Origin of the sequence: Microbispora sp. NPDC046933 (assembly GCF_040644635.1) — a bacterium.
Classification (GTDB): Bacteria; Actinomycetota; Actinomycetes; order Streptosporangiales; family Streptosporangiaceae; genus Microbispora.
This window is the reverse complement of record NZ_JBEYWW010000003.1, coordinates 226,550-241,481: the sequence shown is the minus strand read 5'-3', so window position 1 is coordinate 241,481 and position 14,932 is coordinate 226,550. Positions and strand designations below refer to the sequence as shown.

15 protein-coding genes are annotated in these 14,932 nt (G+C 67.6%); 13 read left to right on the top strand and 2 right to left on the bottom strand.

All coding sequences use genetic code 11. The annotated features are described in order from the left end of the window. Positions 1 to 538: 538 nt before the first annotated feature. The 8 genes from ABZ857_RS05730 to ABZ857_RS05695 all read left to right on the top strand — a co-directional run bounded on the left by ABZ857_RS05730 (position 539) and on the right by ABZ857_RS05695 (position 5,816). Positions 539 to 1,720 (top strand): helix-turn-helix transcriptional regulator, encoded by a 1,182-nt coding sequence (locus ABZ857_RS05730; protein ID WP_357038047.1) that lies wholly within the window; start codon positions 539 to 541, stop codon positions 1,718 to 1,720. Further along, positions 1,717 to 2,250 (top strand): flavoprotein, encoded by a 534-nt coding sequence (locus ABZ857_RS05725; protein WP_357038044.1) that lies wholly within the window; start codon positions 1,717 to 1,719, stop codon positions 2,248 to 2,250. The genes ABZ857_RS05730 and ABZ857_RS05725 overlap by 4 nt, the downstream gene beginning before the upstream one ends. 268 nt (positions 2,251 to 2,518) lie before the next feature. Next, a complete protein-coding gene (locus ABZ857_RS05720; RefSeq protein WP_357038041.1) occupies positions 2,519 to 3,367 on the top strand; it encodes a hypothetical protein in 849 nt (282 codons plus the stop codon). A gap of 394 nt (positions 3,368 to 3,761) precedes the next feature. Continuing rightward, on the top strand, positions 3,762 to 3,980 hold the full coding sequence (locus tag ABZ857_RS05715) for a hypothetical protein (protein ID WP_357038038.1): 219 nt from the start codon (positions 3,762 to 3,764) through the stop codon (positions 3,978 to 3,980). Next, positions 3,977 to 4,312, top strand: coding sequence for a hypothetical protein (locus tag ABZ857_RS05710; protein ID WP_357038035.1), 336 nt, complete (start codon positions 3,977 to 3,979; stop codon positions 4,310 to 4,312). Before ABZ857_RS05715 ends, ABZ857_RS05710 begins: the two co-directional genes overlap by 4 nt. A 140-nt stretch (positions 4,313 to 4,452) precedes the next feature. Continuing rightward, positions 4,453 to 4,671: a DUF397 domain-containing protein gene (locus ABZ857_RS05705; protein WP_142647631.1), complete on the top strand. Its 219-nt coding sequence runs from the start codon at positions 4,453 to 4,455 to the stop codon at positions 4,669 to 4,671. A gap of 88 nt (positions 4,672 to 4,759) precedes the next feature. Beyond that, the gene (locus ABZ857_RS05700; RefSeq protein ID WP_357038032.1) at positions 4,760 to 5,179 is read left to right on the top strand and encodes a hypothetical protein; all 420 of its coding nucleotides are present in this window, start codon (positions 4,760 to 4,762) and stop codon (positions 5,177 to 5,179) included. A 184-nt stretch (positions 5,180 to 5,363) separates the two neighbouring features. Next, on the top strand, positions 5,364 to 5,816 hold the full coding sequence (locus ABZ857_RS05695; protein WP_357038029.1) for a hypothetical protein: 453 nt from the start codon (positions 5,364 to 5,366) through the stop codon (positions 5,814 to 5,816). A gap of 10 nt (positions 5,817 to 5,826) precedes the next feature. On the opposite strand, the gene ABZ857_RS05690 is transcribed toward ABZ857_RS05695, so the two are convergent. Continuing rightward, entirely contained in the window at positions 5,827 to 7,905 is a 2,079-nt protein-coding gene (locus tag ABZ857_RS05690; protein ID WP_357038027.1) for a DUF6571 family protein, read from the bottom strand. Between the two features lie 207 nt (positions 7,906 to 8,112). Further along, complete coding sequence (locus tag ABZ857_RS05685; protein WP_357038024.1) at positions 8,113 to 8,619, bottom strand: hypothetical protein; 507 nt, start codon at positions 8,617 to 8,619, stop codon at positions 8,113 to 8,115. Positions 8,620 to 8,817: 198 nt separating this feature from the next. On the opposite strand from ABZ857_RS05685, the gene ABZ857_RS05680 reads away from it, so the two are divergent. From ABZ857_RS05680 to ABZ857_RS05660, 5 genes are read left to right on the top strand one after another with little or no spacing between them, the layout of a single operon-like run. After that, positions 8,818 to 10,002 (top strand): hypothetical protein, encoded by a 1,185-nt coding sequence (locus ABZ857_RS05680; RefSeq protein WP_357038021.1) that lies wholly within the window; start codon positions 8,818 to 8,820, stop codon positions 10,000 to 10,002. Between the two features lie 19 nt (positions 10,003 to 10,021). Beyond that, the gene (locus tag ABZ857_RS05675; protein ID WP_357038018.1) at positions 10,022 to 10,657 is read left to right on the top strand and encodes a hypothetical protein; all 636 of its coding nucleotides are present in this window, start codon (positions 10,022 to 10,024) and stop codon (positions 10,655 to 10,657) included. Next, the gene (locus ABZ857_RS05670; RefSeq protein WP_357038015.1) at positions 10,658 to 12,574 is read left to right on the top strand and encodes a DUF1998 domain-containing protein; all 1,917 of its coding nucleotides are present in this window, start codon (positions 10,658 to 10,660) and stop codon (positions 12,572 to 12,574) included. Continuing rightward, positions 12,571 to 13,329: a DISARM system phospholipase D-like protein DrmC gene (gene drmC, locus ABZ857_RS05665; RefSeq protein WP_357038012.1), complete on the top strand. Its 759-nt coding sequence runs from the start codon at positions 12,571 to 12,573 to the stop codon at positions 13,327 to 13,329. Before ABZ857_RS05670 ends, drmC begins: the two co-directional genes overlap by 4 nt. 41 nt (positions 13,330 to 13,370) lie before the next feature. Next, a complete protein-coding gene (locus ABZ857_RS05660) occupies positions 13,371 to 14,894 on the top strand; it encodes a serine/threonine-protein kinase (RefSeq protein WP_357038009.1) in 1,524 nt (507 codons plus the stop codon). Positions 14,895 to 14,932 lie beyond the last annotated feature (38 nt).

Below are 14,932 nucleotides of genomic sequence, written 5' to 3'. Positions count from 1 at the left end.
GCTGAGCCCAGAGCGGTAGCCCTGACCAGCAGCGTCGGTGTGTAGGGAGACTTCTCCCTACACACCGGCCACTCCGGAGAGGAGCGAGGCATGCCAGACCTTGCCCAGGTGATCACGACTAGGGGCAGCGATCGTTACCACGCCAGCGACGAATGCCCCATGTGGCTAGCAGGCCGCCTCGGCAGTGAGAGCCAGGGCAATCGGCTGCATAACGTCCTGCGGATGCCCGAAGCGGTAGCGCGAGCCGACGGCTGGACGCCCTGCCCCGGCTGCGTAGGCAGCGAACAGGTGTGAATTTCTGTCCGAACGGAACGTCCTCGCTGTCCAGTGGCCCCTCGGTCTGGTGTTCTTGGAATAGCGCTCTCAAGGTGACACAGCACGTGTCACCTCTCCGGCTCCTCATGTACCAACCTACGTGCGACCAGCGTGATCATATGGCCCGATCGCGCTGATGCCGTTGTCAGCCAGGTGGGCTGTCGCGGAACCTTGAGTTCGGCGATCCTGAAGGCATTCGGGCGCGGATGATTGAGGCGGTGGGATGAACGATCGGGAGTTGGGCCAGAGGGTCGCGTACTGGCGACGTCGACGCGGTCTGACACAGCAGATCCTCGCCGACCGTTTGGGCCGCTCGGTCAGTTGGCTGCGCAAAGTGGAATCCGGGGTTCGAAGCGCTGACCGGCTATCCATCCTGGACTCGCTCTGTGAGGCGCTGAACGTCGACCTCCAGACCCTTGTCGGAGAGGAACCCGCCCGAAGCGGAACCCTATGCATCGACGATGCGCAGGTTGAGCGCATTCGGGACGCGCTGGAGCGTTATCCCCTCGATGCGGGGCTGGGCGATCTTGTACGCCTTCACCGTCAGGTCGCCTACGCGTGGAGCGCCTTCGAGGTGGCGGACTACGACGTTATGAGTCAGGTACTCCCGGAGACGCTGCAGAACGCGCAGAGCACTCATGCCGCCCTCGGGACGGAGGAGACGGCCAGAGTCCTCGCCGAGGTCTACCAGATCACCGCCAGCACCCTGCGAAAGCTCGGAGAGCACTCACTGTCGTGGCTCGCGGGAGACAGAAGCATGGCGGCGGCCCGGCAAATCGGGGACCTGCCGCTGCTGGCCGCCGCCGGATTCCGGATCGCCAACGCGCTGCTGTCCATGGGGCGAGCGGAGCCGGCATTGGACATGCTCACGGGCTTGGCGAATCGCCTCAGCGTGGACCCGGATGGCGAGGAGCAGCGCGCCATGTATGGCCACGTGCTGCTACAGGGAGCAATGGCCGCCGCATCGCTTGGCAGGCACGCCGTGGTGCGCCACCTGATCGGCGAGGCGCGGGAGGCGGCACGGTTTGTCGAAACGGGCAGCAACCATTTCTGGCTCTCATTCGGCCCGGCCAACGTCACGGCTCACGAAGTCGGCGCACTGGTCGTACTCGGTGAGGGCGGCCTGGCCGTCGAGGCGGCGACGGCGGCCGATGCAGAGGCGCTCGCGCGGATGCGCCGTGAACGCCGTGCCGCGTTCCTCGTGGACGTGGCGCGCGGATACAGCCAGTGGGGTCGCCGGGAGGACGCTGTACGCACGCTGTTAGAGGCTGAGCGTATTGCCTCTCGCGAAGTGCGTTGCCGTCCCCTCGCTCAAACTGTAATTGCCGACCTTCTGCACCGTACCCGAGGACCGGCACCCTCGGACCTTGTACGGCTCGCCGCTCGCGCTGGAGTGCGGGCATGAGCCAGGGCGTGCTCTACGTGATTGCCTGCGGTGCTCCTCCGGCACGCGAAGTGAGCAAGTTGATCGTCGCGGCCCAGGGGAGGGGTTGGGAGGTATGCCTCCTGACGACCCCGATGGGGCGGCGGTTCATCGATGTCGACGGGCTGGAGCGATTGACTGGGCATCCGATGCGCAGCGAGTACAAGAACCCGGGGGAGCCGGATGTGCTTCCCTCTCCTGATGCGATCATCGTGGCGCCGGCCACGGTGAACACCATCAGCAAATGGGCGCTGGCGGTGTGCGACACGCTCGCGCTCGGCATCCTGGTCGAGGCCGTCGGCAAGCGGCTTCCGATCGTCGCGGTGCCCTTCACGAACCGCGCGCATGCCGCTCACCCCGCGTTCCAGGAGCACATCGAGAAGCTCCGGTCCTGGGGAGTCGACGTGCTCTTCGGCCCCGACGTCTACCCGCTGCACGAACCGGGCACTGGTAGTCGCTACCTGCACCTCTTCCCCTGGGAACGAGCCCTGAACTGCCTTGACGATCGATAGAGACAATCCTCGCCCTCACGGAGTTTCTGACCTCGTATGGTGCGGCCCGCTCTCGCCGAAAAGATCATTCGCCATCCTCTGACTCTATTGATGATCTTTCGGAGGTCGTGCCGACTGGTGAAGGCGGTGTTCCATGCTGCGCTATTCGCCTCTGGCTGGTAGCCCTCGACATTGGGGAGACATCAGTGAGGCGCCAGGCCGAGCGCCGGTCGAGGGGAGGTAGATTGCTGCTTATCACCGACACTAAGCGGCTTGCGAGGCAGTACTTATGGTTGGCGGCACCAGCTCGATGACCTCGACGGAGTATGAGAAGCTGACGCGGCTTCTTGTCAGGCGAATCGCGGAGCGTTCGCCGGTGACCACGACCCGGCTGGAGCACAATGTTGTTCTGCCGGGCCGTGCCTCGGCACACCAGATCGACGTCCTGTGGGAATTTACGGTCCAGTCCGGTCATGCGCATCGGGTCATCTTTGAATGCCGCCGCAAGAGTCGCTCCCTAGAGCAGAATGACGCGCTCGCGTTCAAGGGCGTGGTCGAGGAGGTCGGCTATGACTCGATTCCCACCACTGGTGTCATCGTCCATCTCACCGGGTTTCAGCTGGGTGCTCGGAAGATCGCCGATACCTATGGTCTGATTATTTTGGAGATGCGAACTCCATCCGACAAGGACGTCAGCGGCCGAGTGATGGAGATCCATATCTCGATGACGGGCCGTGTTCCGGTGATTAGGGACATCGGCATGGATGTCTCCGTGTTGCTCTCTGACGCCCTGAGCGGGCCGGTGCTGAACCGAGCTCTTGAGATCGAGGAGCCGGGCGGCCGTCGGGTGAGTGTGATGGATCTCCTCCAAGACAGCGAGCTCCACCCCATGGCGGAGCCGCCGACGCCCCTGCACCGCGTGACGCGCCGGTTCGATCCGCCGGTCGTCTTGACGGTGAGCGGCCGCCCCGCGGCAGAGGTGCGTTCCATTTCCGCAACTGTCGGAGAGGAGCTCACTGATCCATTCGACTGCACTGTCGGGGGCCGGGAACGGCTTGCATGGATGGTGAAGAACGCGCTGGGGGGCAAGCGCGCGTGGTTTACGCACGACGGCGAGGTTCGCGTCACCGAGTCGTAAATTCGTCACCCATGCTAGCCGTGAGGTAGTCAGTCCAGCTGTCTCATGTGTGCTGGGCCAGAAACGGACGGCGCTGAGGTGGACGTGCCGAACGTCGAAGCGGCGTATCGCCGAGTTGACGTGCCAGGCTTTGGGTCGACATGAGAGACATTGCCTTCGACGCGTTGTGCATCGCGCATGGCAAACGCCCTCCTGTTACGGATTGGCTCGGCGCGTCCCAGCGGTATCGCGACACACGCTGTGTCACTTGCTGTCTACTCTCCGTATCAGGGTTGGGATCGTCCAAGCCGGTCATGCAGGTAAAAGCGCCAGAGCCACTGCCTGCATGAAGCGGACCCGCCGACGGTGCCCTACATCGCCGACGGGTCCTTGATCAGGATGGTGGTCCTGACCCATGACACAGAGTAGGGCTGTTGCCGCCGCCCGTCCGGTGTTCGCCGGGTGGCGGATCATGCGGAGTGACGCCGGGCGGTTGTGGGCGACGCGTGAGCGGCCGTTCCCCTCTGCGGTGGAGGAGGCGGGCGCGCACCGGACGGTCGACGCCGACGACCTGGTGGAGCTGTGCCAGGCGATCGCGGCGCAGGAGGGGATCGCAGAAGGGGCGTTCGGGTGACCGCGTCCGCCGCGGTGCTGGATGTCGCCGCCGAACAAGAGGACGACGACGAGGACTGTCCGGGCGTGTCGCCGCACCCGGCCGTGCCGCGTCCCGGCCGTACGAAGCTGTGGTGGATCGAGGAGAGCCTCGGCCGCGGCCGGGTCGTCGCCCACACCTGCGCCTGCCAGATGACCTCCTACGAAATGGTCCGCTGCGGCGGCGTCTACCAGTTCTGCCGCCGCAGCCTCGCCCGTCGCGACGTGCCCCCGGTGTCCTGGACGGCCCGCCGGTGGCGGCGCGAGGAGGCGTACGAGTGGTGGCGCCGCCTGCTGGCCGGCCAGGCCCGATGAAGCCCCCCGCCGATCACGGAAACCGGGATCGGCGGGGTCCGGGCGGCCTGCCGTACGCCTGAGGGGGTTTCGCGGCAGGCCGCCCATCTCACAGGACCCGCCCACAAGGGCGGGGACGGATCGACAAGGAAGAGGACGAGATGACCGATCTGTACGAGCGCGACCTGGCCGGGGCGCGCTTCCGCCGGCTGTGTGGCGGCAATCAGCAGGAGGAGGAGCAGGAGACCTGCGTCGAGATCGCCCCGATCCCGGGGGCAGCGGACGCTTTCGCCCTGCGAGACAGCAAGAACCCCAACGCCGGGACGCTCCGCTTCACCGGCGACGAGCTTCGCGCGGCCGGAATGACCGCCCTTCTGTAGCCGCCTCGTCGAGGCCGGGTGCGGCCCCTGCCCGGTGATAGCAGGCAGGGACCGCACCCCACTGTAACGACCACGTCCGAGAGGCCTCATGCACCTGCACTGCTACTCCTGGACGGGAGTCGGCGACGACCGGCGCAACGAGGCCGAACGTCGCCCGCCCCCGCCGTCCGGCGACCCCGGGCCCTTCCTGGCCTCCCCGCTGCCGCCGATGCGTACGTGCGACTGGCTGCTCAAGCCCCGCACCCGCATCGACTCCTCGCCGGGGACCGTGGGGGAGGCGTTGGGATGGCTGACCGAGCGCTACCGCGCGGCCGAGCCGCAGTTCCTGCGGCCGGACGACGAGGCGCGCATCGGGCTCGGCCTGCGCCTGGAGAACGCGGGCGAGGCCCTGGCCGCCGGGCTGGACGTGCAGTGGGGCATCTGGCTGCGCGGCGGCCGGTTCGTCACCTGCGCCGTCGTCTGCTGCTCCCCGAACCGCGACGCCGCCCATCGCTGCCCCGCCAGTTGAGCCGCCCGCCTGCCGGACGCCCCCGTGACGGCAGGCGGGCCCTGCGCCGCTCAATTCGGCACAGGAATAATCGCAGGTTAATCACGAGAGGAAACCTATGTATTTCGGTGATCCGAACGTACGATGGGCCGGTCGGTTGACATCATGGAGTGGGACGCGTGGACCGGGTTGTCTGGAGGATTACATGGCGCTTCGCCTGAGGGGCATCATCTCCATTTCCCTGCTCGCCGGCCTCGCGCTGTCCGCCTGCACCGAACCCGCCCCCAAGCTCCCCACGGCCGCCCAAGTCGAACCGACCCTCCAGAGCCACGTCGATGTGACCATCAAGAACGCCCTAGCCAAAAATGTAAAGGTGACCGACCCTGGTGGGAAAGATATTTCCTGCGGAGGAGGTAGGTACAAGCGTACTTATGCCGTGAAGGCGGATTCTCTGTGGCCCTCCGATCCGGACATTATCGCTACCGCACTTATCGGTGCCTTGCAATACGCGGGGAAGTATAAATTGGTAAGCGCTAGCGACGACCTGACTCAGCGGGAGGCGGTGAACGCTCAATATCACACCCGGATTACTCTTTATTCCCCCTCTAAGGGCAAGATGGTGGTGCGGGGTGAGACGGAATGTCTGCCGTCACGTTAATCACCTAAGGTCACTCGAGTTGGGCGGGTCCGCGTAGTTCCACGTCCTGCCTCGCCCCGTTGAACGCACTTTTCGCCCAGTGCTGGGCCGCGCCGACCTTCGTTCTATCAGTTCCGCCGGAGCCGTTGGCGATGAGCCAGTTGTCGAAGTTCTGTAGGGCTTCCTTGTTCTTCGCTATTTCGCTGAAGGGCAGGAGCTTGCCGTCGCTTGCGGTGATCGGCGGATGGGAGAATCGGGGGTCGGTAGGAGGGACCTCGGCTTTGAAACCGTTCGAAATCAACGTGGTCGCTAGCCAACTTTCCCGAGCCAACGAAGCGGAACGGTCCCTCTCTTCCAGTGCGCCTACCCGGGTCTTGTCGGGAGTGAGCATCGGTTCCAGGCCCATCGGCGTGAAGGTGGAGATTGCCAGCCAAAGGATCTGGCCCGAATGGGGAATCTCAATCCCACCCACGCCGAGGGCCAAGCCGGCGAGGAACAGCTCGTTCTTGATCCGCTGCTGGTCTTCCGCATCGAGCGCGGCCTGGCTCTTGCGCTCCGCCATGAACTGCATACCGGAGACATAGCCGAGCGCCTGCATCGCTCGTTCCAGGTTGTCGATGCGCCCGGTGCCATCGTCTTTCCGCGCAGCGGCAGTGACGATGCGGTCAGTGAGGTTGCCCATGCCCTCTTCGAAAGGCTTGATGTGCTCGGGGGAGTCCGCGAACGTCTTGATGAAGGCGTATGTGTCCTTCGGGCTCAGCCGGAAGGCGGGCTTCAGGCCGGGGATGATGGTCTTGACCGGCCCGAACGCGCTGGGCTGGGTGCGGTTCGCGTCGCCGAGGTTGGCACCTTCGGTGATCTCCGTCGCGTACGCCCCGGCGATCTCGGCCAGGTGGACGCGGGTCGGGTCCTGGATGTCGAGCTTGGGCAGCTCACGCATGAGCTGGAACGCCATCTGGGCGGCCTCGGCCGAATGTGCGCCGTCCTTCTCGTCGTACGCTCCCGACGCGGCGGCGAGCATGCGGCCGAAGGCGTCCGCCCGGGACTCCTCCCTCTTCTGCACATCGGCTTGGACGAACGCCGACCCCCGAACCTCGGCTCTTTTGTTCAGGTCGGTCAACGCCTTCGGCAACGAGCCGTACTCCTTGGTCGCAGTGGCGATCGCAGTCCTGGCGGCCTTGGGGTTGTTGCCCAGGGCGTTGAGGAAGCCCGCCAAATCCGTCCCGTTGACCGTGCTCTTCTTGCCGATGGCGTGCATGCTCACGACCGCGGCGAGCCATTCGGCAGGGAACTCGCCGGCTCGCAGTAGGTCGCCCAGTCGCCGCTCACCGTTCGCCGGCACGGCCGCCTGATCGTTGCGAAGCTCGGCGAACCCGGCATGTGTGGGCGGCTGCGGACCGGTGGCGGACTGCAGCAATGGCGACCAGTGAGACGGGGGAGCCTTCCCGGTCACGAGTTCGTACCTCACCTCGGCGAACCCGGGCACGCCGGCTCCCTCTCGGACCGCCGTTCCGAACGCCCGGCTCACCACGTCGATCGCCTTCTCCGGGTTGTCCATCCCGGTTCGGAGCTTCTCGGGAAGATCGAGCGTGCCGGCGGCTCCCAGCCCGGCGAAGAAGGCGGCGGTGAAGTCACCGTCTCCCCGATGCGCGTTCAGCTCGGCGACCAGACGGGCGAAGTCGTCGTCGTTCGTCTTCCCAACGGGGAAGCCGTAGTCGCTCGCGGTTGTGTCGGCGAATCGCTCGGCCAGCGCCTTGCCCTGGCGCTGGGCCTCGGACGTGGTGAGTATGGCGCCTTCGTCCAACGGCACCAGTCCGGAGCCCATGCCGGGCAGCCACCCCGGTGTGTTCTCGGACGCGAGGATCGTGGCCTGGCGCCGCCGCAGTTTCGGCAGCTCGGTCTCAAGCCAGGCCAGGACCTCTCCGACCGGATTCAGGCCGGCAGCCGAGACGTTCACAGAGGCCAAAATCCGCCGGATGGCGTCCGTTTCCTGTCGGATGACGTCGTGGCCGCGCGTGAGGGAGTCGATGAACTCGCGCATGCGGACCGGGTCGATGCCGCTGAAATCCGGTGACAGCGGCCCCGTCCCCGGAGATGACGGCTCTGCCATCGCCTCCCCCGTTCGCCCGTACGTCCGTGCTGGGTCCTGTAGTCCCAGCAGGCTTGCTCAGGAGTCGCTCATGGCCTGCCGGCTGCCGGTGATCGCGGGCCCCCTCCGGCTGCCGAACGACTCGCAGAGCCGAAGCGTAAAACACCGCCGTACCGCTGAGAAGGCGGGACACCAGCGCCGACGCGTCGGAATGGGTGGGCTCGTCGCTCAGGGCTGCCAGGCGTCCTGGTAGTCGTCGTGCCAGTCGTACGCCGATGCTTCCAGCTTCAGCAGGTGCTCCGCCTGGGCGTGCTCCTCGATCGCGAGGTAGAGCTCGTCGATGAGCACGGACTCCAGGAAATTCACGCGGTCCCGCTTGGCGCTCAGGTCCCGCTCCGCTTTGTGCGAGTCGGGCTCCCCGGCGTCCACGGCCCTGTGTGCCTGGTCCAGACCCTCGGCGATGCGAGCACGCAGGAACGCGATCAACCCCTCGAACACGGCTTCCGTCTGGTGCGCACGCGCCCTGCGCGCGTCCGCCACGATCTCCCGGTAGCGGGCGGCGAGAGCGGGCTCGTCCGTGCTCGTGAGTTCCAGACGGGGCAACCGCCGCAGGAATGCTCCCCGGTCGGTCGGATCTTCGTCGCCTGCGGCCAGGGCGTCCCCGAGGAGCTCCGCTGCGAGCAGGGGACGGTTGCGGACCAACTCCAGGAGCGTTCCGCGATCGATCGTCGTCATGGCCAGGAGGTTACATGGAGTAATCACAAGGACGCCGAGGGTGTGTCCCGTGCTGAGGATCGTTGTCTCCCTCTGGATAGCAGGAGTCTCAGCCGGCGGTTGAGCGCAACCTTACGATCCGGCCACGCGTCATTCAGATGCTTATCAAGAGCAACTAACGTTGCGTCAAAGATCAGGCGAGGGAAGGACACCCCCCACGTGTTCGATCGGCAGGAGAAGCTGTTCGCTGCGGGAGCCGACCAGGGCGACCTGTTCGGCACGGGAGACGAGGCGGAGGCGGCGAAGCCCACAGAAGAGGGGCGGCATCCGCTCGACGTACCGCAGGACTTCCCGCCGGTCACATCATTCGATGTCAGGGATGCCTTCCAGCAGTTGGTCGAGCGCGACCTGCTCGGGCCGTACGACGGCGACTTCGAGGAGCTGCCGCCGCGGTCGATGGGCCCGCGCGAGCGCTACCTGGTCGGCATGCTTGGTCCCAAGCCGTCGCCGAAGCGGGTCGCCGAAGACGCCGACGAGCTGCCGGACATCGAGATCGGCGCGGAGGGTGACGGGGCCGAGGGCGAGTTGCCCGACGTGCTGACCCCGCAGAACCTCGGCCGTCTGTGGGCGTCTTCCATGGGCATGTCGTTCGCGGTGCCCGCCAACCTCGACGCTCTTGCGGTGATCGCCCGCTGGGGCCAGTACGTCAAGGCCGAGACCCAGATCGAGGGCGCCAACGGCAAGCCGCGGACCGAACGCATCTGGGGACGCAGGCCGGTCGAGCACCGCATGACGATCCGGCTCGACGAGCCCACCCAGAAGATCCCCCTCACGATGGAACGTGCCGACGAGCCGGGCGTCCTGCTCGCGGTGGCCGTACGGCCCCGTCCCGACCACCGGCGGGTCGTCGAGCTGACGCTGGTCAACCAGCAGATCGAGCCGGACACGAGCGCCGACACGGCGTGGTTGTTCCAGCCCGAACTCGCCGCCACCGCTCCGCCGGACGGGCCCGCGGACGTCTTCCTCCCGATCGATGACCCTCTCGACGGCGGCCGGGAGGACAACGGCCAGGAGGATCTGGAGGACAAGCACCTGCGACTGCTCTACCGGAACGAGCGCAGGTATGCCGTCGGCCGCAACGTCGCCGTACACGCGACAGTGTCCCCAGGCGAGCGGCGGGCGACGAAGCTGTGCACCACCTGGCTGCCGTACCACGACGTGCCCGCGACGGTCGCCCCGGTGGGGGAGGGCACGCCCCTCGCCGGCGTGGAGCTGTCGATGGACGCCCTCGCGGACGCTTCGCCCGAGGAACTCGACGCCGGGCTGACGCCGCTCGCGGACGGATACCGGCCAGCCGAAGAACACGGCCGAGTACATCCAGGCGTCCTCGCGGGTCGGCCGTGACGCCGCGCGCCCTGGGCTGGTGATCACGCTCTACAACTGGTCCCGCCCGCGTGACCTCGCACATTATGAGGACTTCGAGCACTACCACGCCACGTTCTACCGCCAGGTGGAGGCCTTGTCGGTCACGCCGTACACGGCACGGGCTCTGGACCGCGGCACGACCGCCGCGTTCGTCGCGGCCGTGCGCAACGCCGAGGAGGCGCACTCGCGCAACCGCGACGCGGAGGACGTGGATCTCAACGGCGATGTCGTGACCCGCTTCGTCGAACGCTTCCTCACCAGGGCCGAGGTCGCGGGCAGCCCGCGCGGCAGGCAGGCCCTGGACGAGCGGCTGAAGACGCTCACCGACCTGTGGAATGCGGCGAAGCAGGGCTCGGCCCGGCTCGGCTACGAGCGGAAGAAGGGCCACGCGAAGGAGATCGTCGACGGCCTGCTGTCTCGGGCGGGCAACGGCCGTTGGGACGCCCGTACGGTCGGCAACTCGATGCGGGAGACGGAAAACGAGATCAACCTGCTCCTGCCGGGGAACGACGAGATCTTCCTCGCGCCGGTGGGCGCACCGGAATGGGGCTTCCCCGGCGGTGCCGGGGAGGCCGACGACGAGCCGGTGGGCGACGAGATGGGCGTGACCACCCTGGACGGAAAGGGCAAGTAGATGGCCGCGTACTCTACCTATCGGCGCCGGGTCGGCGCGGTGCGGCCCAGCCATCTGATGTTCACCTCGGGGGTCGGCTCGCTCGTCGACCTGCCGAACTTCTCGGTGCTGGTGAAGGGCCTCGACGACTGGCATTACAGGGCCCCCGAGGACCCGGAGAACAACCCCGCGCTCATCACCGAGCCCCGGCTCCTGTCGGCCGTGCAGTCGCTGCTCAGCAAGACGGTGCGTGAACTGCGCCCCGCACCCTGGATGCCGGGCACCGACACGAACCCCAACGGTGAGGCGGCCAGGACCGGTGTGCCGGTCGTGCCCTTCCCTGGGTGGATGCGCTGCACCGCGTGCAACCTGCTGGCGCGCGTCGATTCCCGGGCGTTCGGCTTCGAGAACGACAAGCCGAGCAAGCCGCACGAGGCGCGGTTCTTCCACGAGTGCGGCAAGGGCAACAAGAAGCGCCTCGTGGTCGGCGCTCGATTCGTGCTGGCCTGCACCGACGGGCACCTGGACGACTTCCCCTATCTGGAGTTCGTCCACGAGGGCCAGCCGTGCGAGAAGGCGGCCAAGCCGAACCTGCAGATGGAGGACCGCGGCGGCAACATCGGGGCGAACGTGCGCATCGTCTGCCAGCGCTGCCGCGCGGAGCGCAACATCCGCCAGGCGATGGGCAAGCGCGGCCGGGACCAGTTGCCGCAGTGCCGAGGCCGCCACCCCCACCTCGGCACGTTCTCGCCCTGTCAGGAGCAGCCGTACGTGCTCGTCGTCGGCGCGTCGAACCAGTGGTTCGCGCAGACGCTGTCGGCCCTCGCGGTGCCGAAGGCGGGAGGGAGCGAGCTCGACGCGCAGGTGGCGAAGTTCTGGGCAAATCTGGAAAACCTTCCCGGCCCACAGATGCTCCCATTCATGCGAACGGTTCCGCCGTTCTCGTTCGAGTTCGAGAAATGGACGGACGAGGAGGTCTGGGCGGCCATCGAACGGCGCCGGGGGGAGCAGACGGCAGGGCAGGACCAGGGCCCAGAGAGCTACCCCGACCTGCTGACCCCGGAGTGGGAGATCTTCTCCAGCCCTGTGCTGCCGCCGCCCAGTGACGACTTCACCGCCCACCGGGACCAGGACGGGCCCGTTCCGCCGCTGCTCAAGGGCTTTTACTCCGACGTCGTCCAGGTCGAGCGGCTGCGCGAGGTGCGGGCCATGATCGGCTTTACCCGGCTCGACGCTCCCGACCCCGAGGACCCGACGCTGGTCAAGCGGGTGCCGCTCTCCCGTTCCAGGCCGACCTGGGTGCCGGCGAGCGAGGTGAGGGGTGAGGGCATCTTCCTGCGGCTGCCCGAGGACCTGCTGTCCCGGTGGGAGATGCAGGTGGAGAAGTCCGAGGCCCTGCGGCTGCACAAGGAGGCGTACGGCCGCTTCCGCGAGTATCGCTACTCGGCCCGGACCGGCCAGCCGTTCGACGAGTCGACCAGGTACGACTACTGGCCCCTCCCGCGCTACTACGTCTTGCACACGCTGTCGCACCTGCTGATCCGTACGATCGCGCTCGAATGCGGCTACAACTCCGCCAGCCTCGCCGAGCGGATCTACGCGGGGACCACGGAGGATGACAAGCGCTCCGGGATCCTCATTTACACGGCCGTGCCGGACGCCGAGGGCACGCTCGGCGGCCTGGTGTCGCTGGCCCAGCCCGACGAGCTGGTCCGGCTGACTCGCCGTGCGCTCATCGGGGCGATGAGCTGCTCGTCCGACCCGCTGTGCTCCGAACGGCTGCCGCGCTCGCCGGAGGACTTCCTGCACGGCGCCGCCTGCCACGTGTGCCTGTTCGTCTCCGAGACCACGTGCGAGCGCGGCAACCGGTTCCTCGACCGCAGGTTCGTGGTGCCGATCGACGACCCGGCCCTGGCCGTCTATCCCGAGTCACCGTGACGGACGCGTTCGAGAAGGCGGCGGCCGACGCGGTGGAGCGCATCGGGCCCATGCATCTGCGGACCCTAGCCGACCGGATCGCCGAGGGCGGTCCGGTGGCCGGTATCGTGGACGCGGTGCCGCTGCCGGACTTTCCCGACGCAGCCCGCCGGGTGCTGGCCGCCCTGGTGTCCGTACGGATGTCCGCGGGGGAGGCCGCCGTCTATCTGCGTGGAGTGGCGGCCGGATATGAGCGGCACCGGGCCACGACCACGGTGGAGTCGGTGTGGACCGGGCCGGCCACGCATGCCGTGCCGGTCCGCTCCACGGCACAGGTGCTGGTCGACCTGGTGGATGAGGCGTCGTACGAACTGGTCCTCATGACGTATTCGGCCGCGGCGTACGAGCCGCTGCTCAAGGCCCTGAGCGGGGCGGTCGGGCGCGGTGTGACGGTGATGGTGGTGGTCGAGACGCTGCAGGGCGCGGGTTCGGCGCTGAACGGCCCGGAGCCCGCGCACGCGTTCAGCGCCGTCGAGGGCGTTCAGGTGTGGCACTGGCCGGTGGGCGAACGCGCGGAGCAGGGGGCGAAGATGCATGCCAAGCTCGCCGTGGCCGATCAGCGGGTGCTGCTGGTGTCGAGCGCGAACCTGACCCAGTCGGGGGTCACGAGGAACATCGAGGCCGGGCTGCTGGTCCGCGGCGGCACGGCACCACAGCGGGCCGCCCAGCACGTGGCCCGCCCGCGCGGCCGTGGCGTGCTGCGGCGTCTCCGGTAGGAGGCGAAGTTCGTGAGATTGTTGCGTGAGACGAGGGTGTGGTGGCACAGGGAAAGATCATCGGTGGCCGGTACGAACTCGACCCGAACTCGCGCCGTAAGGGCGGGATGGGGGAGGTCTGGTTCGGCTACGACAAGCGGCTCGACCGGCCGATCGCGATCAAGTTCATCCGGGTGGACCGCCAACCCGACGGGAAGCCCGACGACGAGCTGACCAAGCGCTTCGTCCGTGAGTCTCGTATCACCGCGCGGCTGGAGCATCCCGGGGTGCCCGCGGTCTACGACTGCGGAACCGACGGCGACGACCTCTACCTCGTCATGCAGCTCATCAAGGGCGTCCCGCTGACCGACCTGATCGCCGAGGTGGAGGAACTGCCGGTGGGCTGGGCCGCGGCGGTCGCCGCCCAGGTGTGCTCGGTCCTGGCCGTCGCTCACGCCAACTCGCTGGTGCACCGTGACCTCAAGCCCGCCAACCTCATGCTCTGCCCCGACGGGACGGTCAAGGTGCTCGACTTCGGGGTGGCCGCCGCGTTGTCCCCGTCGGCGACCAAGCTGACCGCGACCGGTGTCATCATCGGCACGGCGGAGTACATGGCGCCAGAGCAGACGATGAGCGGCACTACGAGCCCGCAGACCGACCTCTACTCGCTCGGCGTGATCCTCCACGAACTGCTGACCGGGGAGAACCAGTTCGCCGGTGGGACCCCGCTCGCCTGCATGCGCAAGCATGTGGACGAGCCGCCGCGCCCGGTGCGCGAGCTGCGGCCGGACGTCCCCGAGGGCATCGAACGGCTGATCCTCTGGCTGCTCGCCAAGAGGCCCGATGACCGTCCGTCCGATGCCACCCTGGTCTATGAGCGGCTCGTGCCGTTCTGCCCCGACCTGCCGCCCCTGCCGGGCTTCGTGGATGGCGCCGCCGCGCACCCGGTGCGGATGTACGCGGCCGTCGTCGGGCGGGTGGCCGCGACGGGCTCGAAAGGACCGGTGGTGGAGACGCCCAGACCCGCATCGCCTGCCCTTCGTGGCGAGGACGTCCGGCGCGTACGGAAGGACGCCGGCGCGCTCAAGGCCGAGTCCCGCTTCAAGCAGGCGGCGGAACTGCTGGCAGAGGCCGTCCGGTCCATGGGGACGGCGGACGACGAGGCGCTGGAACTGCGGATCGAGTTGGCCGACGTGCTGTTCCTCGGCGGGGACTACCGGCGCGCGGCGTCCGAATTCCAGAAGCTGGCCGCCGACCTGGCTTCCCGCAGGGGTGAGGACGACCACCTCGTCCTTCGGTTCCGCCTGATGGAGGCCAACTGTCACGCCGCGCTGGGCGAGACCGCGCTCGCGCTCGACCAGATGCGGCGGCTGCTGGCGGACGAGGAGCGGTTCGGGGTCGACGAGGACCGGATTCTGGAACTGCGGCGTCGCATCGGGCTGCTGGAGCTGGGAGCCGGCGACCGCACCCGGGCGGGCCGCACGTTGCGGGACCTGCTGCCGGATCTGGAACGCCGGTATGGCTCGGGGCACCCGAACGTCAGCAAGGTGAGGGAATTGCTCGACGGCCTCGCCGCAGCTCGCTGACCCTGGATCGTTACCTGACCGCCTGAATTTCGGGTGAG